The following is a 22,885-nucleotide window of genomic DNA, read 5'->3' as shown; positions in this document are numbered from 1 at the left end:
TGAATCACGAAAAAAGTCTTTCGCGCCCAAGGACTTGGGCGCACTGGATTCCTGTGACGAGCACAGGAATGAGGGAAGAAAGGTAGGGGCTCCACCTCGTCGGATTCGGAGGGGCGGTCGGATGCAAGAGGATCAATCCTCCCGCTTCGACCCCACCAGATTGGCCGCGACGATGGCCGCCAGCACGCCCGCGGTCAGCAGCGGTTGAGAGCGGATCAGGCCAATCCCCACTGTCGCCAGAGATTCCAGCGCCGCGCGGCGTTCGCGGGCGCGGCGCTTCTCCCGGGCGTTGATGACGACCATTACCACCAGTGCGATGATGGCGAGCAGCAGCGCGCAAGCGGCGAGGAAAAGAACGGCGCCAAGGGCGCCGTAGATGCCGGCGAGCCAGATGGCGCCGGCGGTGACGGCCAGCGCGTAGGCGGTGAGAAGAAAAAGTGCGGCAAGCGCGATGAAGATGCTATTGCGCTTGGCGCGTGCAACGGTCCGGTGCACGCTTGCGCCCGTCAGCAGGCTGAGGATCGACAGCATTGCGCTTCCTCAGCGGCGGGCGAGGAAGGCAATGGCCAGGCCGAAAACGGCAGCTGCGCCGATGGTTGCCAGCGGATGTTTGCGCACGGTTTCGCGCATTTCGGTGGCGCCGAGTTCATAGCCCCGCTGCAATTCGCGCAGCAGATCCTCGCTGCGGCCGAGCAGTTCTTCGTAACCGGCGCCGGCCTGGCTGCGGATTTTCTCGCTTTGGTGACGCGAACTCTTGCCGACGAGGCGCGTCAGTTCCGCGAGGTCGTCGCGCAGCGCCTCGATCTGCTCCTCGATGCCGGATTCCAGATTGTGGAAGGTGCCGTTGCGGCGGCTGCGGCCGGACTGGAAGATAGAATAGCTCATGGCTGTCTCCATTGGCTGGGGCGCGCGCAAGCCCGCCTATTTCGCACTGGGGTCACCACCGTCCGTTGCATAAGAGATATCGCCCGGCATTGACCCAGATCACTGCCGAAAACGTGCCGGGCGCTCAAAAGTTCCGCCGCATGCGGCGGTTAGCGCTCGGAAATGGCGCTGTGGGCGAGCACGAAGGGCGTGCCGTCGGCCGGCACCTGGTTGATCCGCAGTGCGCAGCCGAAAACCGACAGCATCGTTTCATCCGTCAACACGTCACCGATGCTGCCGGCGGCGGCGAGGCGGCCGGATTTCATCAGCACGATGCGGTCGGCAAAGAGCGCCGTCAGGTTGAGATCATGCATGACGGCGATGACGCCGCCGCCGCGTTCGCAGAAATTGCGGGCAAGCGTCATGATCGTCAGCTGGTGGCTGATGTCGAGGCTCGAGACCGGCTCGTCGAGCAGCAGCCAGCAGGGTTTGCCGTCGACGACGGGCTCGGCGATCTGGCAGAGCACGCGGGCAAGCTGAACGCGCTGCTGCTCGCCGCCGGAGAGTTCCTGATAGAAACGGCCTTCGAAGCCGGTCAGGTCGACCGATGCAAGTGCTGCCGCCGCCGTCTGCTCGGCCTTGTCGGGATTGAGGTTGATGCCCGATGTCAGGCCCATGCGGACGATCTCGCGCACGGTGAAGGGGAAGGAGATGGTGCTTGCCTGCGGCAGCACGCCGCGAAGGGCGGCAAGCCGCCAGGGCTTCAGCTCTTTCACCTCGTCGCCGCCGATGCGCACCGAGCCACCATAGGCAAGCTCGCCGGAGATGGCTTTCATCGTCGTCGTCTTGCCGGAGCCGTTCGGCCCGGCAATCGCCGTCAGCTCGCCGGCCTTTGCCGTGAAGGCGACGTCGTTGATGATCGATTTGCCGGAAAGGCGCACGGAGAGGCCGGAAACTTCGATCATCTTGTCACTCACGACAGCACTCACAGGGCAAGGCGCGAACGCTGCCTCAGCAGAATCCACAGGAAGAATGGCCCGCCGACCGCCGCGGTGATGATGCCGATCGGCAGCTCGGCCGGGGCGACCAGGGTGCGCGCCAGGACATCGGCGAAGATCAGCAGAGAGCCGCCGAGAAGGGCTGCGGCCGGCAGCAGGAAACGATGGTCCGGACCGATCGCCATGCGCAGGATATGCGGCACGACGATGCCGACGAAACCAATGCCGCCGCTGGCGGCGACGGATGCGCCGGTCGCCGCGGCGACGCCTGTTATCGCGACATTCTTCAGCCGCTGCACCGGCACGCCCATATGAAAGGCGGCGGCCTCGCCGAGCGTGATGGCATTGAGGCCGCGCGCCATGAAGGGCAGGGCGGTGAAGGACAGGAGAATGATCGGGCTGGCGGCGGCGATCTTCGTCCATGTGGCGCCGGCCAGCGAGCCCATGCTCCAGAATGTCAGGTCGCGCAGCTGCTGGTCGTTGGCCATGTAGATCAGCAGACCCGTCATCGCCAGGGCAAGCGCGCTGAGAGCGATGCCGGCCAGCAGCATCGTTGCCACCGAGGTCTGGCCGTGGCGGGTGGCGATCCTGTAGAGCAGCAGCGTCGTGACGAGACCGCCGCCAAAGGCGGCCGCCGGCAGGGCATAGATGCCGAGAAGTGCCTGAAGCGGCGCTGCAAGGCTGCCGCCGAGCACGATCATGGTGACGGCACCGAGGCTTGCACCGGAGGAGACGCCGACAAGGCCGGGATCGGCCAGCGGATTGCGGAACAGGCCCTGCATCACCGTGCCGGAAACGGCCAGCGAGGCGCCGATCAGGAAGCCGAGGATCGCTCTCGGCAGGCGGATGTCGAAGATGATGATCCGGTCGCGCGTGCTGAGTGCCGCCTCGGAACCGGCCATGTTGCCGATAACGTCGAGGATCGAGGCATCCGAGGCGCCCGTCGTCACCGAAAACAGCATCGAGAACACGGAGCCGATGACGAGCAGCGCGATGACCAGCAAGGCGAGCCGCGTTCTGTCGCCCGCCTGCCGGTTTACGCGGATCTCCGCCATCGGGAATGGTCGCCTTCGTTCCATCATGGCTTGCGGCAGGGCCATGATCAGCCCCCGTAGATCGCCGCGTTGAGTTCACGCGCGGCGGCTGCTGTGCGCGGGCCGAAGCCGAGCAGGTAGATGCCGTCCATGCGGATGATCGCCTTCTTCTCGCCAGCCGGTGTCAGCGCGATCGCGGGCTGGGCCAGCAGGTCCTCGTTCTTGGTGCCGGCGCCGTCGCCGCGGTTCATCATCAGGATGATGTCGGGCTTGGCTTCGATGATCGCCTCGTCCGTTAGCGGCTTGTAACCCGGGAATGCGCCGACGGCGTTGATGGCGCCGGCGAGCTTGACGATACCGTCGGCCGCCGTGCCGGTGCCCGATGCCATGATCCGGCCGTTCTGGGCGCTGAGGATGAAGAGAACGCGCTTGCGCTCGGCCTCCGGACGCTTTTCGGCCTCGGTGATCGCCGCGTCGAGATCGGACGCCACCTTTTGTTCAAGCGCCTTCGCCTTGTCGGATACACTGAGCAGCGTGCCCACACGGTCGATCTTGGCGATGATGCCGTCGCGGGTAAAGGGGCTCGGCACAGTCTCGAAGGGCACGCTGGCATTCTTCAGGACGGCCAGCGCCTCCTTCGGGCCCGAACCCTCGACGGCGATGATCGCCGTGGGGTTCATGGCAAGGATACCTTCCGGCGAGAGCGCCCGCATGTAGCCGACGTTGGGCAGCTTCAGCGCCGCCTCCGGGTAGATGCTCGTCGTGTCGCGGGCGATCAGCCGGCTTTCCTCGCCGAGCGCATAGACGATCTCGGTGATATCGCCGCCGACCGAAACCAGGCGCGACGTGTCGAGCTTCTTGTCCTCGGCATGGGCGGCGCGGACGAAGGCGAAGCCTTTGACCGCCGGTACCGACGGGATCAGCGGCAGCGCCATGACGGCCGCCGTCAGGGCCAGCTGCCAGGGGCGAATCCTTCGCAGATTGTTACGCATCGTCATCGCTATGATCCTTATGCGGCGACACTTGCTGCCCGCGGTAGATTTTCCATGATCTCGCGCCACTCGGCGCGTTCGTCGGAACCTTCCTTCCGCTTGCCGAAGAACTGGATGATCATCTCGCCCTTGGCATTGTAAGCCTCCAGCGAGGTAACGTGGCCGTCCTTGGTCGGCTTGCGCACGGCCCAGGTCTCGGCGATGTGATCCTGGCGCAGATGCAGATGGAAGGTCGGGTCCATGATATTGATCCATGGGCTCATGGCCTGGACGTTGAAGATCGGGCCGGAATGGATCTGGACGATGCCGTCATTGGCGACGAAGCACATGATCGGCGGGCCGGATTTCACCGAGGCATGCATCATCTCCGCCGTCGCGCTGTTGTCGAGCTTCCAGGCATAGTCGTCGCCGACGCTGCGCACGGCCGCCTGGCGGCCGATCTTCAGGCGCTTGAGCATGCCGAAGAACTCGTGGGTATCGGTGAGCCTGCTCCAGTTGTCGCGCAATTCGTCGCGGCTGACGTCGGCGGTTTCATCGACGATATTTGAGGTCGCGGCCTCGACGAAATCCTGCGACTGGTCTTCCAGCTTCAACGCGGCAACCATCGCATGATAGGCCTCGACATTCGAATTCGGGCGCAGGTGCACCTTGTGCACGGCGGTACCCGCCTTGTCGAAATATTGAAGGCTGAGGCGCACCTGGTCGCCATCCGTCTTGGATACGGCGAAGCCATGTTCCCAGCGGCTTGGGAAGATGCGCAGATCGATATTCTCACCGAGAACGATGGCGGCCTGCACACCGCTTTTGATGTTTTCGAAGATGCCGATCTTTTCGTGCACGGCACTTTCGTTGCGCGACAGCGCCATCACTTCGCCGAGGCTCGCCACGCGTTCGAGAAATTTCAGCGCGCTGCCATCGATGCGGGTGACGCTGATGCCGGTTTCGGCGGCGACGAGGGCGGCCTCGGAAATCTTCAGCTGGGCGGCGATATCGCGCTCGCGCAGCTTCGGGTTTTCGGCGCGAAACGCACGGATTTCGGCTGGCGCCGGTCTTGTCTGTTCGGTCATGTGTTACCTACTATTGGCCCTACTTATTGAGAATGAGCTTGCCCTGGCGGGTGATCTTCAGGCGATAGATCACGCCGTCGTGTCTGATCATGATCTCGTTCGCGCCGCGGAAAAGATCCGCGCTTTCGACGATCCGGTGCTGCGCCGCGGGCTCGCTCGGCAGCGGCACGTGCTTAAAGTTATCTGGCTTTTCAACCATCATTTCGGTTGGCAATTCCGTGAGGCCGGGGTTCTGGGCTCCCGGTTGTGGTGACATTTATCTTGACTTTCTTACTCATAGTTTTTTAAAGACGCAATAGGAGACTATTATAGTCAAGTTTTCGAAATTGCTGATACGAGCTGCCTGCGGGCTGCTCGCAACGATGACGGAGAAGGTTTTATGACAGGTAGGTTTGCGGCTGTTGCGGCCGGCATGGCGATGACGTTTTCAAGCGTTTGTCAGGCGCAGGAGGCGGCACCGGCAGCCTCCCTCGATGTCGAACTCAATGCGCTGGCGCCCTCGCAGAAGGGCTGCATGATGGCCTTCGTGGCGCTGAACCAGCTGCCGGCCGCCATCAACAAGGTCTCCTTCGAACTTGCCTTCTTCAACGACAAGAATGCCGTCGACCGCATCACCGTGCTCGATTTCCGCGATCTGCCGCAGGGCAAGAAGCGGGTGCGCCAGTTCGATATGCCCAATGTCAAATGCGAGAGCGTGACGCGCATCCTCATCAACGACACGCCCGTCTGCGACGGGCCGGCGGCGGGCGAATGCATGAAGGGCCTCGTCACCCGCTCGCAGATTTCGGTTCCCTTCGAGGGCTAAGATAACGCCGGGGATGATCCCCGGCGGACATGTTTCAGGCTGTCCGAGGCGTAGACAATGGCGATTTCAGCGAAAACCAGATCGAGACAGGTGCTCATCGGGGAGGCGGACGCCGATAACAGCCTGAACGACAACACGCCCGGTATGCATCCCGGCCACGAGCTTCCGGAACTGCGCAACGCGCCGCGGCAGCCGGCCGGCGAAACGGTGATCCACTACACGCGCTTTGCGCAGATATCCTCCTTTCCCGACCATCCTCAAGCCGAACCGGCTGCTCCCGCTTCGGCGCCGCCGATGGATGCGGCGGTCGAGAAGCAGGAAGATGAGCAGAAGCCGGTGCGGCGGCGGGTGGCTTTGACCTGCCTCGGTTCGCTGCTTTTCCACACAAGTCTGGTAGTCGCTCTTGCTCTGTTCATGCCGCAACCGCCGAACGAAGTGATTGAAGACGCTGGTGAGGCTGTCAGTGTCATCGTATTTGGCGATTCCGATATTGACCAGACGTCGGCGGGTGACCCGGAACTGGAATTGAAGCCGGATGAAATTGCCGCAGAGGAAGTTAAGCCGGATACGTTTCAATCGACGACTGTAACTGACGAACTTCGGCCGACAGAGACCCAGCCCCAAGAGGTGACCCGTGTTTCGCCCGAGACAGCTGTGGCTGCGGAGCCAGAGATTCTCGTTTCTCAGAATCCCGCCGAAACTTTCGTCGCTCAGCCCATGGCAACCGTAGTGCCGGAGCAGCCCGCGCCTGATGTGGTGCCGACCCTCGTCCCACAACAGGCGGTGACGGCTCCGGTGCAGCCGATGGAAGTTCAGCCAGAGGAAGTGAAGCCCGTCGAGACCGCCGAAGCGTCGCCGAAACCCGAAGAGAAGCCAGAGCCGAAACCGACATCAAAGGTTGAAAAGCCGAAACCGGACAAAAAAGAGCAGCCTCGGAAGAAGGTTGAGCCTACGGGTGGAAAAAATGGCGCGGATCGCCGCGATACGACGAGGGGCGTAACGACCGGTCAGGACGCGCCAGAGTTCAACGGCATGTCGACGGCATCAGGTAGAGGCGATGGTATTGGAAGCGCGGCTGTAGCCAACTATCCTGGCAAGGTGCAGAAGCGTATCCGCCGCGCAATTCGGGTGCCTGACGAATACAAGAGGATGGGCGGAGCAATTTCCGTGCGTCTCAGATTGACGATTGATGGAACGGGCAGGCTGTCGTCAGTTTCCGTTGCCGGTAGCTCAGGTATTCCGGATTTGGACAAGGTTGCTCTCGATGGCGTACGCCGCGCTGCGCCGTTTCCGCCGTTGCCGCCCGAGTGGGGTAAGGCCAGTTGGAGCTTCACCCAGGAGGTTCAGGTGACCTCGCGATAAATATGATAAAAATAATCAACTTTATACTTTACTCTAAAATTCAGGTTTAATAAGGTCCACCCGCACACGCAGGAATCGTGTGACGATCAACGAGTGAACGGGTGGTATATGGCTCGCAAGGGCAAGAAGGGATCGAACCGGGAGGTCCGCGACGTCGCGGGCGAGGGTGTTGCTCAGGCATCCGCCGGACGATCCAAACTGGATGGCCGCAGTTTCCTTTATGTCGGCGGCCGTGACTGCCAGGTGGCGCATCTTCGCCAGATCGCCAGCAATTTCGGTGCCGAACTCATCCATCACGACGGCGGCTTGCGCGAAGCGGTGTCCCGCATCGACACCGTGCTGCCTTCGGTCGACTGCGTCTTCTGCCCGATCGACTGTATCAGCCACGATGCCTGCCTGCGCGTGAAGACCGGCTGCAAAAAGTTCGGCAAGGCCTTCATCCCGCTTCGCAACGGCAGCAAGTCCAGCCTGGAGCGCGCGCTGAATACGATGAACGAGCGAGACAATACCCGATGAACGATCAGCGTCCCGACGGTTTCACCATGATCGGCCTGCACAAGCTTGCCGCACAGAGGGGCGAGGGCCTCGTGCCCGAGCTCTACGAAGTTTTCCGCCAGCATGCCGAACGCCAGGAGATCTACCAGAATGTGGCGCTGTTCCCGACCTGGGAAGCGCGCATGCCCGGAGAAGCGACGACGAGGCCGCTTGGCGCGGCGGCGGCAAACGGCAATAATATTCTCGCTTTTCCCTCGTATGCGGCAAGGGCCGGCAAGAGGAAGGCGTAAGGAGATCGCATGTATATCGCAATGAACCGCTTCAAGGTCGCAACCGGGAACGAAGGTGATTTCGAGACGGTCTGGCGCAATCGGGATTCCAGCCTGGCCGAGGTGCCCGGTTTCGTCGAATTCCGCCTGCTGCGCGGCAAGCTCGACGAAGAGGAGGGCTACACGCTCTATTCCTCGCACACGGTCTGGAAGAGCGAAGCGGATTTCCAGGACTGGACAAAGTCCGAGAATTTTCGCGCTGCGCATCGCAATGCCGGCGACCGCAAGGCGATGTATAAGGGGCCGCCGGTCTTCGAAGGCTTCAACGTGGTCGACGGCATATGAACCAGGGGCCTGATCGCATCGAGGTCCTGCCGGTTCTTCCGTCGCTCGATATCGATGCGACGCTTGCCTTCTATCGAGACAGGCTCGGCTTTGCCAATGTCGTCTATCAGGCGGAGGATTATCTCATCCTGCGGCGTGACGACATGGAACTGCATTTCTGGCGCACCGAAGATGCCGGGCTCTGCGAGAAGACCTCAGTCTATCTCAGGGGCGGCGGTATCGGCGTCCTTCATGCGGAATATCGCGAAAAGGGCATCGAACGCCTGACCGAGATGGAAGTGCGGCCGTGGAACATGGAGGAATTCTATATCCACGATCCACACGGCAACCTCTTGCGCTTCGGTCGCGTACCGCAGCAGCGCGGCTAAGCTCTGACGCGGAAGACAGCACCCGCCGCAACGGCCAACCAGCCGAGCATCATCGCCCAGCCGCCGGTCGGGGCGGCATAGGGGAAGAGGCCGGCGCCGGTGAAGCGCAGGGTGACTAGGTCACCGGCAAAGAGCAGCGTTCCCAAAATCATGAGGAAACCGGCCAGCCAGGCGGTTTTGAGCCTCGTTGTGCCGAGAGCCAGTGCCAGCAGGGCAGGAGCGTGCGCAAGGCACATGGTCGATGCGGATGCGGCAAGATTGGCTTGCCCGCCGCCATGGGCGGCAAGGGCGGCGAGCGCCACGCCGGCGACGCCGAACAGGCCGGCAAAGAGATAAAGCGCCGGTTCCAGGCGCGCGTTCAAGCTCATGGTTATTCCTTGTCTTCAGCGGCCTTGTTCTGCATGTGATAGGCGAGCCGCTCCACCGGCGCCCAGATGAGATCGCGCAGCGCCTGGCTCGCGATCGTCTCGTCCAGGGCGCGGCGGAAACAGAGCAGCCACTCGTCGCGCTCGACCGGGCCGATCTCGGCGACGAAATGGCGGCTGCGCAGGCGCGGATGGCCGCGTTTGTCGGTATAGAGCGGCGGGCCGCCGAGATAACCGGTCATATATTCGTAAAATTTCTCTTCGCTGCCGTGAAGGCTCGGCGGATGCACGGCGCGCACGTGGCTTGCCTCCGGCAGCCTGTCCATCAACTCGTAGAAACGGAGCGTCAGCGCCCGCACGACAGGATCGCCGCCGATCGCTTCATATAGAGTGGTGACCTTCTCGCTCACGAAACCATCCCAGATGTCATTCCCCAGCCTTTCATGCACCGGAGATAAAATGATCGCAACCGTCATCAAGCTGCCGCGGCATTTTGCGCATAATGCCTGCGCCGCAAGGGTTCCAACCGATTCTTCTTGACAAAACCGTCCGGACGGTATCTTTTAATCACATGTCGAACGCCCATCATCGCAAGAAACAGCCTGTCCTCGTGCGCCAGCAGTTGCTGGATGTCGCGGCGCGTCTTGCTGCCAGCGAAGGTATGGCCGCGGTCACGCTCGATGCGGTGTCCGCCGCCTCCAGCGTCAGCAAGGGCGGGCTGCTGCATCACTTCCCGACGAAGAATGCGCTGCTTGATGCCCTGTTCGAGAGCCTGCTCGAAAAGTTCGACGCCGATATAGAGGAACTGATGCGTGGCGATCCGCTGCCGCAGGGCCGTTTTACCCGCGCCTATGTGAGGGCCGTATCCGGTCTCAAGGATCGTCCCGACGATTCCAGGAGCTGGACGCAGGTGACGATCGCGCTTCTTGCCGAACCCCGGCTGCGCCTTCGCTGGCGCCAATGGGTGCAGGCGCGGGCGGAAGAATATGTCGGCACCGATTCCTCCCTCGACGCGCAGCTCGTGCGTTTCGCCGCCGACGGGCTGTGGTTTGCAGATACGCTGGAAAGCCATGATATCGACGGCGTTCTGAGGCGGGACCTCATTGATCGCCTTGTCGAACTGACCGGGAAATAATCCGAAGGAATTTCGCCATGAGCCAGGCTGCCGTCTACGGGCTGTTGTTTGCCGCCATCGTGCTCGAGGTCATCGGCACGACCGCGCTGCAGCTGTCGCAGCAGTTCACCCGTATCGGGCCGACTGTGCTCGTCGTCGCCTGTTATGCGGCCGCCTTCTATTGCCTGTCGCTGACGCTGAAAAGCATTCCTGTCGGCATCGCCTATGCAATTTGGAGCGCTTTGGGAATCGTGCTGATTTCCTCGGTCGGTCTGGTCTTCTTCAAGCAGCGTCTCGATCTGCCGGCCATCGTCGGGCTCGGGCTGATCATTTCAGGCGTTGTCGTCGTCAATCTCTTCTCGAAATCAATTTCTCATTGATATTGCTGTGATATTTCCAGCCGGATTTTCGATCTTCCGCGGTTGAATTTTCCCCTTTGTCAAATTCCTGACAAAGGTCTATGTGTTGCTGAGACGTGGAGGAGACGAGGCGCAGTCGGCGCCGTTTTCCAAAGCGCTTTGAATCTCTGCTTTCCCGCCTATCGATACTTCCAGTTTCTACAGGAGCACATCATGGCCATTCGCACCGTCGTCTGGGGAGAGAATATCCACGAGACCACCAATGATATCGTCCGCGGCATTTATCCCGAAGGCATGCATACGACGATCGCCAATGCGCTGAACGCCGATCCAGCCATCTCGGCGACGACCGCGACGCTGCAGGAGCCGGAGCATGGGCTGAGCGAGGCACGCCTTGCCGAAACCGATGTGCTGACCTGGTGGGGTCACAAGGATCATGGCGCGGTCTCCGACGTCGTCGTCGAGCGCGTCGCCAGGCGCGTCTGGGAAGGCATGGGCCTGCTGGTGCTGCATTCCGGCCATTTCTCGAAAATCTTCAAGCGGCTGATGGGCACGCCCTGCGCACTGAAATGGCGCGAGGCCGGTGAGCGCGAGCGCCTGTGGACGATCAATCCGCGCCACCCGATCGCCGCAGGCATCGGCGAACATTTCGAGCTCGAAAACGAGGAAATGTACGGCGAGCAGTTTTCGGTGCCGGAGCCGCTGGAAACGGTGTTCATCTCCTGGTTCCAGGGCGGCGAAGTGTTCCGCTCGGGTCTGACCTGGCGGCGCGGCGCCGGCAACATCTTCTATTTCCGCCCTGGCCACGAGACCTATCCGACCTATCACGACGCCAATGTCCAGAAGGTGCTGATCAACGGCGTCAAGTGGGCCTATAACCCGCAAGGCGCGTTGACTGCTATCACCGACGCTCCAAATGTGCCGGTAGAAAAGGCGCTGGAGCCGATCGTCGAACGCGGCCCGAAACTGCACCAGGCCGGCGAAGCCGGTTACCGCTGAGGAGCATTCATGCGACTACTCGTTCTTGGCACCGGAGTGATGGCGAAAAACCAGCTTGCCCGCTTCTCCCTCATCGACGGCGTGACGGTGGTCGGCGCCGTCGACACGGATCCCGAGCGGCTTTCGGCCTTCGCCGACAAGTTCAACATCGAAAAGCGGTTTCTTTCGCTGGAGGAGGCGATCGCCTGGGGTGAATTCGATGCGGCGACGAACGTCACGCCCGACCGCATTCATCACCCGACGACCATGGCGCTGATCGCCGCGGGCAAACATGTGTTCTGCGAAAAGCCGCTGGCGGAGAATTATGCAAAGGCGTTGGAGATGACGGAGGCGGCCGAAAAGGCCGGCGTCATCAACATGGTGAACCTGACCTACCGCAATATCGCACCGTTGCAGCGGGCTCGCGAGATGGTACTCGCAGGCGAGCTCGGCACAATCCGGCATGTGGAAGCCTCCTATCTGCAGAGTTGGCTGGTGTCGCGTGCCTGGGGCGATTGGCGCACGGAATCGACTTGGCTGTGGCGGCTTTCCACCGGCCACGGCTCGAACGGCGTACTCGGCGACGTCGGCATCCATATCCTCGATTTTGCCGCCTATGGCGCGGCGACCGACATCGACCATGTCTTCGCGCGGCTGAAGACCTTCAACAAGGCGCCGGGCGGCCAGATCGGCGAATATATGCTCGATGCCAATGACAGTTTCACCATGTCCGTCGATTTCGCCAATGGCGCGCTCGGCGTCATCCATGCCAGCCGCTGGGCGACAGGGCATCTGAACGAGTTGAAGCTGCGCATCTATGGCGAGAGGGGCAGCCTTGAGGTCATCCATCGTCCCAGCGGTTCCGAGCTGCATGGCTGCCTCGGCGAAGGTGTCGAAACCGCCACCTGGACGCAGATCGAGGTTGAACCGGTGGCGACCAATTACGAGCGTTTTGCCGAGGCCGTGGCAAGCGGCATCCAGCCCGACCCCAACTTCCGCCACGCCGCCAACCTGCAGAAGGTGCTCGACCTCGCCATGGTGACCGAGCGCGAGCGGCGCGAGCTGAAGGTCTGATCTGCTTTAGCATAGAGGTGCAACGCCGCATGAAAAGCCTTCTGACAAGCTGGCCGCTTTGGGCGCTTCTTTCCGCCGGCTTTGCAGCGCTCACGGCGATTTTCGCCAAAGTCGGCGTCGAGAACGTCAATTCCGACTTCGCGACCTTCATTCGCACCATCGTCATCCTGCTGGCGGCGGCGATGATGGTCTCCATATCGGGCAGCTGGCAGGCGCCGTCTTCGGTGTCGAGCAGGAGCTGGCTCTTCCTGGTGCTCTCCGGCCTTGCCACCGGCGCCTCGTGGATTTGCTATTTCCGTGCTCTGAAGCTTGGGGATGCTGCCCGCGTCGCCCCGATCGACAAGCTATCCGTCGTCTTCGTGGCCGCCTTTGCGGTGCTGTTCCTCGGCGAGCGTCTGACGCTTCCGAACTGGCTCGGCGTCGTCATGATTGCGGGAGGTGCCGTGCTCGTCGCTTACAGGGCATGAACCCGGGCGTCGAGCACAATTGCGTTTTCGCAAACACCCGAAAAAGACCCCGCCGAAGCGGGGCTGGAGGTTGCCGAGCCGCAGCAGGCGGCACCGGCGATCTGAATGTTCTTTGACTTATTCGATGACCTGCACCACGCGGTGGGTGCGGGGTTCGACGATCACATGTTGGTTGTTGATGACCGTATACGCGTATTTCGGATTGTCGGGCACCGGTGTGACGACGATATCGGCCGGAAGCGGCTTGCCGACGACGATCGGTTCCTGGACGACCACCGAGGCGGTCGGGGCCGGCTGCTGCTGGACGTAGGTGACGACCTCGCGCGGCGGCGGATCGACAACGGCACCGGCGACACCGCCGGCCACGCCGCCAATGGCAGCGCCCACGGGGCCACCGACGATTGCGCCGGTGATGGCGCCGCCGGCTGCACCGGTCACGGCGCCATCAGCCAGGGCATTGGTTGCAAGTGACGACAGCGCAAGCGCGCTGGAGACAAGTAGAATCTTGTACATTTTGCTTCTCCTTTGCTGGGGTTGCGTTTGGGTAACGACCACGCCAATCCGAGGTTCCGGCAGGAGAGAGTCACGCTTTGGAAGGCCGGTTCACATTCTGTGAGGCGGCCCAGATCATCCGCCGCGATGGGATTATTCCAGCCGCCGGCGGAAGAGCCAGGCAGCGGCGCTCAGCGTGGCGGCGGCGATCAGCGCCAGCGGGATCGTCTGGTTCACCACCTCACTCAAGGGGATATCCTTGAGGAAAACGCCTTTGACGATCACCAGGAAATAGCGCAGCGGGTTGATCAGGGTCACCGGCTGCAGCCATGCCGGCATGTTCTCGATCGGCGTCGCAAAACCCGAGAGCAGCATGGCCGGGACCATGAACAGGAAGGCGCCGAGGATCGCCTGCTGCTGCGTCATCGACAGCGCCGAGATGAAGAGACCGAGCCCGGCGACCGAGCCGAGATAGAAGATCGCGCTGCCGTAGAGCAGGAACAGCGAGCCGCGCAGCGGCACCTCGAACAGGAAGACGGCGGCCAGGATATAGACGGTGATGTGGAAGAGGCCGATCATCATCGGCGGGATCAGCTTGCCGATCAGGATTTCGTGCAGACGCAGCGGCGAGACCATCAGTTGGTGGAAGGTGCCGAGCTCGCGTTCGCGGGCGATCGACAGAGCCGTGACGATCAGGCCGATCAAAAGCGCGATGCTGGCGATCAGGTTCGGCACCATGAACCATTGGTAGGTGAGGTTCGGGTTGAACCAGTTGCGCGGCACCGATGAGACGATGCCGGCGCCGGCGCGTCTGCCGGCCGGTGTTTCGGCGGCAAGGGCGCCGCCGATCTGCGAGAGATAGCCGGCAACGATCTGCGAGGCGTTGGAGCGGCGGCCGTCGAGCACCACCTGCAGATCAACAGGCGTTCCCGCCTCGATATTGCGCGAGAAATCCGGGCCGATCTCGATCGCCGCGATGGCCGTCTGGTTATCGATCGCCATCCTGATATCCGTCTGGCTTCCCGCCATCTCGATCCGGCGGAAGGTCGGCGAACCGTCGATACGCTCGATCAGCTCCTGGCCCCAGTGACCGCTGTCGCGGTTGAGGATCATGACGTCGACATTGCGGACTTCCAGCGTCGCAGCATAGGAGAAGACGAGAAGCTGGACGATCGGCGGGCCGATCAGGATGGCGCGGCCCTTGGGGTCGCGCAGCACGGCGAGCAGTTCCTTGACGATAAGGGCGTAAAGCCTGATCCACATCTCAGCCGATCCTCTTTCGCGTGCTGCGCGCTGCAAGCACGAACATGACGGCGCCGATCGTCAGCATGACGGAGATTGCCTTTGCGAACATCGGCCAGATGTCGCCGGCGAGGAAGACCGTCTGCAGGCTGGGGATCAGGTAACGCGCCGGCACGATAAAGGTGATCCATTGGATGACGGCAGGCATGGAATTGATCTCGAAGAGGAAGCCCGACAGCAGGAAGGCTGGCAGGAAGGCTGATATCAGCGCCAGCTGCGAGGCGAGGAACTGGTTCTTCGTTGCCGTCGAGATCAACAGGCCCTGGCCGAGCGCCGGGACCAGGAAGGCGGCCGACAGGGCGTAAAGGGCGGCGACCGAGCCACGGAACGGCACGCCGAAAAGAAAGACCGCAAGCAGCACGCAGAGCGTCATCGAAGTGAGGCCGAGCAGGAAATAGGGCAGGATCTTGCCGGTGAGCAGTTCGACCGCCGTCACCGGCGTCGCCATCATCGCCTCCATAGTACCGCGCTCCCATTCGCGGGCGACGACAAGCGAGGTCAGAAGCGTGCCGACCAGCGTCATGACGATGGCGATCGAGCCGGGCACGAGAAAATTGCGGCTGGTGAGTTCCGGATTGAACCAGAAGCGCTGCTCGACCGCGATGGCGGGAGTGCGGGAGGCCACGTCGGCCTGGCGCTGCTGCTCCCAGTTGGCGATGGCGCCCTGGGCGTAGTTCTGGACGAAATTGGCGGTGTTCGGGTCGGAGCCGTCGACGATCACCTGAATGGCGGGACGGTTGTCTGCCGTGTAGCGCGTGGTGAAATCGGCCGGGATGACGACGATGCCGCGCACCTTGCCGAGCACGAGTTCTTCCTCGAACAGGCGCCGGTCGCGGCCCATTGCGACATCGAAATAGCGTGAGGCCTGGAAGCTGGCCGACAGGTCCTGGGTCAGCGGCGTCAGTTCCTCGGTCACGAGGCCGATGCGGGTGCGGGTGGTATCGAGCGAAACGCCGTAGCCGAAGAGAAAGAGCAGGATCAGCGGCAGCACGAAAGCAATCAGAATGCTGCTCGGATCGCGGATCGCCTGGAAGCTCTCCTTGCGCACAAGGGCAAAAAGACGCCGAAGCCGGCCGGAAGAGGCGCTCATGCGGCGTCCTCCGCTTCCGATTGCTGCACCAGGGCGATGAAGGCGTCCTCCATCGTCGGATCCGGCTGCTCTTTCGTCGCCACTCTTGCCTTTAACTCATCGGGCGAGCCAAGCGCGATCGAGCGGCCGCGATAGATCAGCGAGATGCGGTCGCAATATTCCGCCTCGTCCATGAAATGGGTGGTGACGAGCACGGTGACGCCTTTTTCCACAAGTCCGTTGATATGCGTCCAGAACTCGCGCCTTGTGATCGGATCGACGCCCGATGTCGGCTCGTCCAGGAAGAGGGCGCGCGGCTCATGCATGACGGCGCAGGCAAGCGCCAGGCGCTGCTTGAGGCCGAGCGGCAGGTCCTTGGCGGGCTCGCGGGCGTGGCGGCCGAAATCGAAAATGCCGGCCATCAGCGCGATGCGCTCGCGCTTGCGGTGCCCGCGAAGGCCATAGACGCCGGCGAAGAATTCGAGGTTCTGCATGACGGTGAGATCGCCATAGAGTGAGAATTTCTGCGCCATGTAGCCGAGCTGGTTGCGGGCCTTTCCGGCATCGCGGCGAAGATCGAAACCGGCGACGCGGCCTTTGCCGCCGGTCGGCTTCAATAGGCCGCAGAGCATCTTGAAGGTGGTGGATTTACCGGCGCCGTTCGGGCCGAGCAGGCCGAAGATCTCGCCGCGGCGAATATCGAAGCTGATATCCTCGGCGGCGGTGAAATCGCCGAAGCGCTTGGTCAGGCCCTTGGCCTCGATCACCGGCCGGTCGCCCTCGGCCTTCAGCGGCTCTTGCGCTTCGGCAAGCCTGGAGCGGCCGCCGGGGCCGCCGCCCAGCATGTCGACAAAGGCATCCTCGAAGCGGGGCGGGGCGGGGGCAAGTGTCGCGCCGTCGCCGGGCTTGCCGATATCGGGTTTTTTGTCCTCGGCCGCCACCAGACGGATCGCTTCGCCCTGGATCACGCCGTCGATGACGCCATCGGCCTGCAGGAGCTCGGCAAGCACCTGCCGGCGGCGCCCGCTGACATCGGACACCCTGAAGACCCGGTCGTTGACGCGCTGGGTCAGCTCAGCGGGTTTTCCCGAGAAGAGCAGTTTTCCCTGGTTCAGCAGCAGCACGTGGTCGCAGGCTTCCGCCTCGTCGAGATAGGCGGTCGACCAGAGCACGCCGATGCCTTCCTTCGTCAGGTTCTCTACCATTTTCCAGAGGTCGCGGCGCGAGATCGGATCGACACCGACGCCGGGCTCGTCGAGCAGCAGCAAGCGTGGTTTTTTGAGAAGTGCGCAGGCAAGGCCGAGCTTCTGCTTCATGCCGCCGGAGAGTTTTCCGGCAAGCCGGCTGGTGAAGCGTTTGAGGTCAATGAAGGTCAGCAGTTCGTCGAAGGTGCTGGTGCGCTCGCTTTTCGGCAAGCCGCGCAGATCGGCATAGAGATCGAGGTTTTCCTGCACCGAGAGGTCCTCATAGAGGCCGAAGCGCTGCGGCATGTAGCCGATCGCCGCCTGGATGCCGGCGGCATTTTTCCTGGTATCGAAGCCGAGAACCTCCACCGTCCCCGTGTCGGGCAGCATCAGGCCTGTCATCAGGCGGATCAGCGTCGTCTTGCCGGCGCCGTCAGGGCCGACGAGGCCGGTGATCGCACCGCCGCCGATGACGCCGGAGACGGCGTCGAGGGCGGGAGGCGCATCGCCGAAGCGCTTGGTGACGCCGTCGATCCAGACGAGCGGCTTGTCGTCCCAATCTGTCCGGGGGGCGGTCTTGGCGGCGGTCATCGTCCGTCTGCCGCCGGCTGGGAAAGCCGCACCGTGACTGGCATGCCCTGGCGTAGATCCGGGCCGGGCTTGTCGATGACGATCCTCAGGCGATAGACGAGATCGGTCCGGAGCTCCGGCGTCTCCACCGATTTCGGGGTGAATTCGGCGACCGGCGAGATGAAGCCGATCGTGCCTTCATACGGCCTGTCGGGCGCCGTATCGGAGGCGACGGAAACCTGCATGCCGGGGTGGATGCGGCCGAGATCGGGCTCGGCGACATAGCTGCGCACCCAGACGGGCTCGGTCAGCGACAGCACGAAGACGGTATCGGCCGGTGAGACGATCGCGCCGTTCTCCCGCACCCGCGAGAGAATGACGCCGTCGTTCGGCGCGCGCAGTTCGGTGTCCGTGAGTGAGGTGCGGGCCGCGGCGAGTGTTGCCTCCGCTGCCTTTACCTGCGCATCGGCGGCGGCGATATCCTCGATGCGCGAACCTTCCTGCAGCAGCTTCAGCGCCTCGTTGGCGGACTGCGAACGGGCGGCGGCCATCGCCTTTGCGGCGGTCGCCTGATCGAGCGTCGCTTCGGAAATCGTGCCCTGTGGACGCAGCTGGCGGGCGCGGTCATAAGCGAGGTTGGCATTTTCGAGATCGGCGAGGCTTTCGTCATAGGCGGCGCGCGCCTGGGCGATCTCAGTCGGGCGAGGGCCTGCCTTCAGCTTGTCGAGGGTTGCCCGAAGGGCGGCGGCGTTGGCCTCGCCGGAGCGAACGGCGAATTCATAGGGTGCGGCGTCGAGCTTCGCCAGCACCGTTCCGCTTTTGACCACGTCGCCTTCGTCGACGCGGAGTTCGGAGAGGCGGCCGCTGACGCGGAAGCCGAGCGACACCTGGCGGATATCGACATTGCCGTAAAGGACGAATTCGCGGCGGGCCTCGGGCAGCCAGCCGAGCTTTTCGGGCAAGCCGTACCACCAGGCGGCGCCTACCGCTACGAGAAGAAGCAGGGCGACGGGGACGAGGCGTTTCATGCCGCACCTCCCTTTGGCGGGCCGAGCACATCGACCAGTTCGGCGGCAAGGCCGCGTAAGATTTCCACCTGTTCCGGGCCGACGGCCTCCCATTCCATCTGGGCAAGCACGGCTGCGTGGGTGACGCGAAAGACGAGGATGCTGCCCATAAGGTTGAAGGTGCGCAGGCGCACATGTTCGGAGGCGGGATCTTCACGCAAGATGGCGCCGATCAACCGCCGGCCCATCTCGATCATCGGCCGCATGATGCCCTGATAAACCCTTGCGAAGGCTTCGGTCGGCTCCATCTGCTCGCGGATCAGGAAGCGCGCCCAGGATTCGGATTCCTTGCCGACGAAAAGCGTCACCATGGTCTGGAGAATTTCCGTGAGGAAGAGACGAGCTTCGCTGTCGTCGAGCGTTTCGCCGGCAGTGTCGATCGCCATGAGATGCGTGCCGATACGCGCCCGCATGTCGCCGACATGCGTATCGATGCGGGCCATCAGATATTCGGCCGTGGCGATGTAAAGACCTTCCTTGCTGCCGAAATAATAGGGGATCGCCTGCAGGTTGACGCCGGCGGCTTCGGTCAGCTGGCGTGTCGACGCGCCGTCAAAGCCGTAGCGGCCGAAGACGTCGAGGGCGGCGGCCAACATCTTCTGCCGCGCGGCCTCGGCCCGGGCGGATGCTGGCGGAGTTTGGGTGTCGCTTTCCTGGTTCATGAGAGTTTTATAACGCTGATCGCAAAATAAGTCAATCGATTGATATATTTTGCAGAGAAGCGGCCCGAACTGTGGAGCTTTTCACCAGGCTCGCAATCACGCCGGCCAAAAAAATCCGCCGATTTTTTCTATTTTTGCGCTCATTTTTCGACACAAAACGGCCTTGCTCTTTGCCTATTGCCGATGCGATGCGTATCCAAATTTATATTATTGCGCTGCTGTTGAGCGCCATCATGTGGTCGATCTCGTTCGATGCGGCGCGTGAATCCTATCATGCCGCGCAAAGTGCGGGATTGATGCCGAACCTGCATATCAACAAGAAGCTGGATCGCGTTCTTTAGATTGCGGTCGTCAGCATCGCGCCGATCTCGCCTTGGCGAGCTCGGAGCGGGGAAGCGTTTTCCCGTGTGTCCCGCGACGAGCGGGAGAGAAAGCCGAATTCCCTAAAATTTGACCGATCGGCTTAAAAGCCCTGCAAATACTGATGTGTAGAGTGGTCTCATGAAAGCGACCGAAGCGTGGACAGACGCGTCGATCGTTTGGAGGCGGGCGAAGCAAAGCCCGCCGATCCGCAAATGGGGACTTCGACATGCACAAAATTCTTGCCGCCATCGCTTTGACTTTGACCATCGCCGGCGCCACCGGGCCGGCGCTTGCCATCGGTCCCGCCAGCCTTGGCCGCGACCTGATGTACACCTCCGCCATCGGCCACTCGCCCGAAACTCCGTTGACGACACGCGCCGGTTTCGTGCGCCCCGGCGTTCCCTTCGTCCTGCGCAGCCCTGCTCAAATTGAGGGCGAGGACTATCAGCTCAAGGCCTATTCGCAGAAGCTGACCGTTGTCGTCGAGTATGTGTTTTCGAAGGCGGCTGACGCGGTGCAGACGGTGACGTTTCTGCGCTGATATTCCGGTCGCAGGAAGCAATTCGTGTCGGCAATCGAGGTAAGCTAGGCGCCGAGCTCGCCGCGGACATCGAGATACCAGTCGACAAAGGCTTTGACGCCGACATCCAAAGTCGTATCCGGCTTGTAACCGGTCAGCGCCACGAGCAGATCGGGGGCCGCGAAGGTGCGCGGCACGTCACCCTTCTGCATCGCCAGCATCTTGCGGATGGCAGGACGGCCGAGCGCCTTTTCCACCGTTTCGACGAAATCCATCAGGCTGACCGGCTGGCCGCCGCCAATATTGACGACCCGAAAGGGCGCCTGGCGCGAAAGCGTTTCGATGGCCGCATTGCCCAGACGGTTGTCCTCGCCAGGGGCGATTGCCGACAGCCTGACGATCCCCTCAACGAGATCGTCGATATAGGTGAAGTCACGGCTCATATTACCTTCGCCGTAGATTTCGATCGGCTGGTCTTCGAGCATGTTCTTGGTGAATTTGAACAGCGCCATGTCGGGCCGGCCCCACGGGCCATAAACGGTGAAGAAGCGAAAGGCCGTGGTCGGGATCTTGTGCAGATGAGCATAACTATGCGCCATCAGCTCCATCGATTTCTTCGTCGCGGCATAGATGGTCAGCGGCTCGTCGGCGCGATCGGTCTCGTGAAAGGGAACGGTCGCATTGGCGCCGTAGATCGATGACGTCGAGGCCAGCATCAGATGACGGATTTCGACGCGCCGCGCAATTTCCATGATGTTCCACGAGCCTTCGACATTCGATCGAAGATAGGCCTCGGGATTTTCCAGGCTGTAACGCACGCCGGCCTGGGCGGCGAGGTGGATCAGGATGTCGGGCTTCGCCGCGACAACCGCTGTCTCCAGCGCCTCACGATCCTCGAGCATAGCGATGACCGGTTTGAAGGCTGGGAATTGGGAGAGTGCTGCATGGCGCATCTCCTTGAGCTTGACGTTGTAATAGGGAGTGAGGCCGTCAAAGCCGGTGACTTCGTGCCCTTCCTGCAGCAGGCGCCTGGCCAGATGAAAACCGATAAAGCCGGCAGTCCCGGTAATGAAGTAGCGCATTCCCACCTTCTTTCGGCTCACTGCCGACGGCAAAAGCCGATTCCGTATCGCGTGCCCCCACTTACAAGATAAGAAGAGGCCGAGTCGATAGATCTTTGAAAGAGAAGGCCGCGGCCGCCATGGTTGCGGTCGTCGGTTTATCAGTCCCTTGTCCGGCCGGATGACGGCGGGCCGTCGATATCGTCCGAAGGCCGGCCGCGGCCATCGGCTGTCATGCTGCGTTGCAACATGTCGGCCTGCATGTTATGGCCGGCGTGTCGTCTGCAAGCAGGTCAGGATCGATGAGAGAGATAATTTATTGGATTCTCTGCGCGTTTCTGACCGTTGCCATCGCGATCGTGTCCTTACGCTATGTCACGAACTTCTGGCTGCTGTCCTTTCTCTACAGCTTCCAGGTCCACTTCGGCGTCCTCTTTGTTGCCGCCAGCCTGATCATTCTGGCTGTCAGGCGACACACTTACGGCTTCGTTCTTCTGTTTGTCTCGCTTGTTCTCGTCGCTCACGGCGTCGTCATGCTACGCGAGTTTTCCGAGGATGACGCAAACACGGACAGGCCGCCGCTTTTTCGTCTGATGTCGTTCAACATTGCGATCGACAACTGGAAAAACTCGACCGCCATCACCGACATGGTGATCGCGTCGAATGCCGATGTCGTCAATTTGCTCGAAGCCAAGCCGCTGACCTTCCATCTGCAGCAATTGTTCAAGGCCTATCCCTATCATATCGGTTGCGACACCGGGAAGGATGCCTGCGATACGCTGGTGCTGTCCAAACGGCCGTTCGTCAACCGGCAGGTCGCAAGCATGGGCAGCCTGCGAAAAGACAGGCTGGTTATATCGAGCGTCGACTTCGGCGGCGAAACCATCAATCTGGTTTCGGCGCATCTGACCAAGCCATATTTCGACGATTTCCAGATGGCTGAATTGGAAGATCTCGCCAAAGCGCTTGGTTCGATCGAGGGCCCTCTGGTGCTGTCAGGTGATTTCAACTCTTCGTCGATCGCCCCGAGCATCCAGGCTTTCCTGCGCAAACAGGGACTGAAGATGATCGCGCCCGAACCGGCGACATGGCCGATTGCTGCCGGCTCATTGGGGATCGCCATCGACCATATATTTGTGCGCCCGCCGCTTCATCTGACATCGCTGAGACGTCTCGATGACAATCTTGGCTCTAACCATTCCGGTCTGATCGCCGAATTCGTTCTCGACAGGGACGGTGAACCTGCACCGGCAGAATAGGCTGCCGGGCAAAGTCAAAATTTCGTCCTGCCGCCTTTCTTGTCGATCATCTGAAATTTCTCGCCGTCGGTCTTCACGCTGACGCAGTCGGTCGACTTGTTGGGAAACCGGACGCACACCTGGCCATTGGTTATTTTGTAGCCATTCCTGTTGCCCTGGCGATATTCGTAACCGTTGCTGCTTTCTTTCAGCTCCGACGTGCCCGGCAGATGCTCGCGGATTTCAGCCTCGCTTGCGGTCCGCATCTTTCCGGGTTCGGCCAACGCCATTCCCGGTGCCATGATCGCAAGAAGTCCGGCGAGGGCGGGCAAGATACGCATCAAGGAATCTCCGGTCATGACTTTCGGTACATCCATTCTACGAGATTTCCGATAGCGAGT

The 22,885-nt window shown here is 61.9% G+C and carries 31 protein-coding genes; 14 read left to right on the top strand and 17 right to left on the bottom strand.

From position 1 onward, the window contains the following. Nucleotides 1–132: 132 nt before the first annotated feature. The 7 genes from AMK05_RS17225 to hemP form a co-directional block, all read right to left on the bottom strand. Entirely contained in the window at nucleotides 133–531 is a 399-nt protein-coding gene (locus tag AMK05_RS17225; RefSeq protein WP_064840387.1) for a hypothetical protein, read from the bottom strand. A 9-nt stretch (nucleotides 532–540) separates the two neighbouring features. Continuing rightward, nucleotides 541–885 carry a DUF883 family protein gene (locus AMK05_RS17220; RefSeq protein WP_049731630.1) on the bottom strand — a complete coding sequence of 115 codons (345 nt, stop codon included), beginning with the start codon at nucleotides 883–885 and terminating at the stop codon, nucleotides 541–543. Between the two features lie 149 nt (nucleotides 886–1,034). Then, nucleotides 1,035–1,829, bottom strand: coding sequence for a heme ABC transporter ATP-binding protein (locus AMK05_RS17215; protein ID WP_064840386.1), 795 nt, complete (start codon nucleotides 1,827–1,829; stop codon nucleotides 1,035–1,037). Between the two features lie 20 nt (nucleotides 1,830–1,849). After that, nucleotides 1,850–2,962 carry a FecCD family ABC transporter permease gene (locus AMK05_RS17210; protein WP_064840385.1) on the bottom strand — a complete coding sequence of 371 codons (1,113 nt, stop codon included), beginning with the start codon at nucleotides 2,960–2,962 and terminating at the stop codon, nucleotides 1,850–1,852. Nucleotides 2,963–2,964: 2 nt separating this feature from the next. Then, a complete protein-coding gene (locus tag AMK05_RS17205; protein WP_064840384.1) occupies nucleotides 2,965–3,894 on the bottom strand; it encodes a heme/hemin ABC transporter substrate-binding protein in 930 nt (309 codons plus the stop codon). 11 nt (nucleotides 3,895–3,905) lie between these two features. Next, nucleotides 3,906–4,955, bottom strand: a complete 1,050-nt coding sequence (locus tag AMK05_RS17200; protein WP_064840383.1) for a hemin-degrading factor — start codon at nucleotides 4,953–4,955, stop codon at nucleotides 3,906–3,908. A gap of 19 nt (nucleotides 4,956–4,974) precedes the next feature. Further along, nucleotides 4,975–5,157, bottom strand: coding sequence for a hemin uptake protein HemP (gene hemP / locus AMK05_RS17195; RefSeq protein WP_049731625.1), 183 nt, complete (start codon nucleotides 5,155–5,157; stop codon nucleotides 4,975–4,977). A 177-nt stretch (nucleotides 5,158–5,334) separates the two neighbouring features. On the opposite strand from hemP, the gene AMK05_RS17190 reads away from it, so the two are divergent. From AMK05_RS17190 to AMK05_RS17165, 6 genes are all read left to right on the top strand, one after another. Further along, a complete protein-coding gene (locus AMK05_RS17190) occupies nucleotides 5,335–5,760 on the top strand; it encodes a hypothetical protein (RefSeq protein ID WP_064840382.1) in 426 nt (141 codons plus the stop codon). A 57-nt stretch (nucleotides 5,761–5,817) separates the two neighbouring features. Beyond that, a complete protein-coding gene (locus AMK05_RS17185) occupies nucleotides 5,818–7,122 on the top strand; it encodes an energy transducer TonB family protein (RefSeq protein WP_064840381.1) in 1,305 nt (434 codons plus the stop codon). Between the two features lie 108 nt (nucleotides 7,123–7,230). Continuing rightward, complete coding sequence (locus AMK05_RS17180) at nucleotides 7,231–7,638, top strand: DUF2325 domain-containing protein (RefSeq protein ID WP_049731622.1); 408 nt, start codon at nucleotides 7,231–7,233, stop codon at nucleotides 7,636–7,638. After that, nucleotides 7,635–7,907, top strand: coding sequence for a hypothetical protein (locus tag AMK05_RS17175; RefSeq protein ID WP_064840380.1), 273 nt, complete (start codon nucleotides 7,635–7,637; stop codon nucleotides 7,905–7,907). Before AMK05_RS17180 ends, AMK05_RS17175 begins: the two co-directional genes overlap by 4 nt. Nucleotides 7,908–7,916: 9 nt before the next feature. Next, nucleotides 7,917–8,231: an antibiotic biosynthesis monooxygenase family protein gene (locus tag AMK05_RS17170; RefSeq protein ID WP_064840379.1), complete on the top strand. Its 315-nt coding sequence runs from the start codon at nucleotides 7,917–7,919 to the stop codon at nucleotides 8,229–8,231. After that, entirely contained in the window at nucleotides 8,228–8,599 is a 372-nt protein-coding gene (locus tag AMK05_RS17165) for a bleomycin resistance protein (RefSeq protein WP_064840378.1), read from the top strand. Before AMK05_RS17170 ends, AMK05_RS17165 begins: the two co-directional genes overlap by 4 nt. Here AMK05_RS17165 and AMK05_RS17160 read toward each other — a convergent pair. Both AMK05_RS17160 and AMK05_RS17155 read right to left on the bottom strand, forming a co-directional pair. Then, entirely contained in the window at nucleotides 8,596–8,967 is a 372-nt protein-coding gene (locus AMK05_RS17160) for a DUF423 domain-containing protein (RefSeq protein ID WP_049731618.1), read from the bottom strand. The genes AMK05_RS17165 and AMK05_RS17160 overlap by 4 nt on opposite strands. A gap of 2 nt (nucleotides 8,968–8,969) precedes the next feature. Continuing rightward, entirely contained in the window at nucleotides 8,970–9,374 is a 405-nt protein-coding gene (locus AMK05_RS17155) for a group II truncated hemoglobin (RefSeq protein WP_064841421.1), read from the bottom strand. A 161-nt stretch (nucleotides 9,375–9,535) separates the two neighbouring features. On the opposite strand from AMK05_RS17155, the gene AMK05_RS17150 reads away from it, so the two are divergent. The 5 genes from AMK05_RS17150 (at nucleotide 9,536) to AMK05_RS17130 (ending at nucleotide 12,956) form a co-directional block, all read left to right on the top strand. Beyond that, nucleotides 9,536–10,099 carry a TetR/AcrR family transcriptional regulator gene (locus tag AMK05_RS17150; protein WP_064840377.1) on the top strand — a complete coding sequence of 188 codons (564 nt, stop codon included), beginning with the start codon at nucleotides 9,536–9,538 and terminating at the stop codon, nucleotides 10,097–10,099. Between the two features lie 17 nt (nucleotides 10,100–10,116). Further along, complete coding sequence (locus AMK05_RS17145; RefSeq protein WP_049731616.1) at nucleotides 10,117–10,458, top strand: DMT family transporter; 342 nt, start codon at nucleotides 10,117–10,119, stop codon at nucleotides 10,456–10,458. 192 nt (nucleotides 10,459–10,650) lie between these two features. Beyond that, complete coding sequence (locus AMK05_RS17140) at nucleotides 10,651–11,436, top strand: ThuA domain-containing protein (RefSeq protein ID WP_064840376.1); 786 nt, start codon at nucleotides 10,651–10,653, stop codon at nucleotides 11,434–11,436. Nucleotides 11,437–11,445: 9 nt separating this feature from the next. Continuing rightward, nucleotides 11,446–12,489, top strand: a complete 1,044-nt coding sequence (locus AMK05_RS17135) for a Gfo/Idh/MocA family protein (RefSeq protein ID WP_064840375.1) — start codon at nucleotides 11,446–11,448, stop codon at nucleotides 12,487–12,489. Between the two features lie 29 nt (nucleotides 12,490–12,518). Next, entirely contained in the window at nucleotides 12,519–12,956 is a 438-nt protein-coding gene (locus tag AMK05_RS17130; RefSeq protein WP_064840374.1) for an EamA family transporter, read from the top strand. Between the two features lie 117 nt (nucleotides 12,957–13,073). Here AMK05_RS17130 and AMK05_RS17125 read toward each other — a convergent pair whose 3' ends face one another. The 6 genes from AMK05_RS17125 to AMK05_RS17100 all read right to left on the bottom strand — a co-directional run bounded on the left by AMK05_RS17125 (nucleotide 13,074) and on the right by AMK05_RS17100 (nucleotide 19,302). Next, nucleotides 13,074–13,469, bottom strand: a complete 396-nt coding sequence (locus tag AMK05_RS17125) for a DUF1236 domain-containing protein (RefSeq protein WP_064840373.1) — start codon at nucleotides 13,467–13,469, stop codon at nucleotides 13,074–13,076. Nucleotides 13,470–13,601: 132 nt separating this feature from the next. Further along, complete coding sequence (locus tag AMK05_RS17120) at nucleotides 13,602–14,711, bottom strand: ABC transporter permease (RefSeq protein ID WP_064840372.1); 1,110 nt, start codon at nucleotides 14,709–14,711, stop codon at nucleotides 13,602–13,604. Nucleotide 14,712: 1 nt separating this feature from the next. Beyond that, nucleotides 14,713–15,840 (bottom strand): ABC transporter permease, encoded by a 1,128-nt coding sequence (locus AMK05_RS17115; RefSeq protein ID WP_064840371.1) that lies wholly within the window; start codon nucleotides 15,838–15,840, stop codon nucleotides 14,713–14,715. After that, nucleotides 15,837–17,594 (bottom strand): ATP-binding cassette domain-containing protein, encoded by a 1,758-nt coding sequence (locus AMK05_RS17110; protein ID WP_064840370.1) that lies wholly within the window; start codon nucleotides 17,592–17,594, stop codon nucleotides 15,837–15,839. Before AMK05_RS17110 ends, AMK05_RS17115 begins: the two co-directional genes overlap by 4 nt. Beyond that, entirely contained in the window at nucleotides 17,591–18,601 is a 1,011-nt protein-coding gene (gene hlyD / locus AMK05_RS17105) for a secretion protein HlyD (protein WP_064840369.1), read from the bottom strand. Before hlyD ends, AMK05_RS17110 begins: the two co-directional genes overlap by 4 nt. Next, complete coding sequence (locus AMK05_RS17100; protein ID WP_064840368.1) at nucleotides 18,598–19,302, bottom strand: CerR family C-terminal domain-containing protein; 705 nt, start codon at nucleotides 19,300–19,302, stop codon at nucleotides 18,598–18,600. Before AMK05_RS17100 ends, hlyD begins: the two co-directional genes overlap by 4 nt. Before the next feature lie 71 nt (nucleotides 19,303–19,373). Here AMK05_RS17100 and AMK05_RS17095 point away from each other — a divergent pair, with 71 nt between their 5' ends. Continuing rightward, on the top strand, nucleotides 19,374–19,643 hold the full coding sequence (locus AMK05_RS17095) for a hypothetical protein (RefSeq protein WP_064840367.1): 270 nt from the start codon (nucleotides 19,374–19,376) through the stop codon (nucleotides 19,641–19,643). A 248-nt stretch (nucleotides 19,644–19,891) separates the two neighbouring features. Next, entirely contained in the window at nucleotides 19,892–20,206 is a 315-nt protein-coding gene (locus AMK05_RS17090) for a hypothetical protein (protein ID WP_064840366.1), read from the top strand. 44 nt (nucleotides 20,207–20,250) lie between these two features. Here AMK05_RS17090 and AMK05_RS17085 read toward each other — a convergent pair whose 3' ends face one another. After that, nucleotides 20,251–21,267: an NAD-dependent epimerase gene (locus AMK05_RS17085; protein WP_064840365.1), complete on the bottom strand. Its 1,017-nt coding sequence runs from the start codon at nucleotides 21,265–21,267 to the stop codon at nucleotides 20,251–20,253. Nucleotides 21,268–21,548: 281 nt separating this feature from the next. On the opposite strand from AMK05_RS17085, the gene AMK05_RS17080 reads away from it, so the two are divergent. Further along, the gene (locus tag AMK05_RS17080) at nucleotides 21,549–22,505 is read left to right on the top strand and encodes an endonuclease/exonuclease/phosphatase family protein (RefSeq protein ID WP_064840364.1); all 957 of its coding nucleotides are present in this window, start codon (nucleotides 21,549–21,551) and stop codon (nucleotides 22,503–22,505) included. Nucleotides 22,506–22,519: 14 nt separating this feature from the next. Here the strand turns inward: AMK05_RS17080 and AMK05_RS17075 are convergent, their stop codons facing one another. Then, nucleotides 22,520–22,825, bottom strand: a complete 306-nt coding sequence (locus AMK05_RS17075; RefSeq protein ID WP_064841420.1) for a hypothetical protein — start codon at nucleotides 22,823–22,825, stop codon at nucleotides 22,520–22,522. Nucleotides 22,826–22,885: the final 60 nt, after the last annotated feature.

This window comes from Rhizobium sp. N324, from assembly GCF_001664485.1.
GTDB lineage: Bacteria > Pseudomonadota > Alphaproteobacteria > Rhizobiales > Rhizobiaceae > Rhizobium.
The sequence above is the reverse complement of the archived record's forward strand: the minus strand, read 5'-3'. Positions and strand labels throughout refer to the sequence as shown.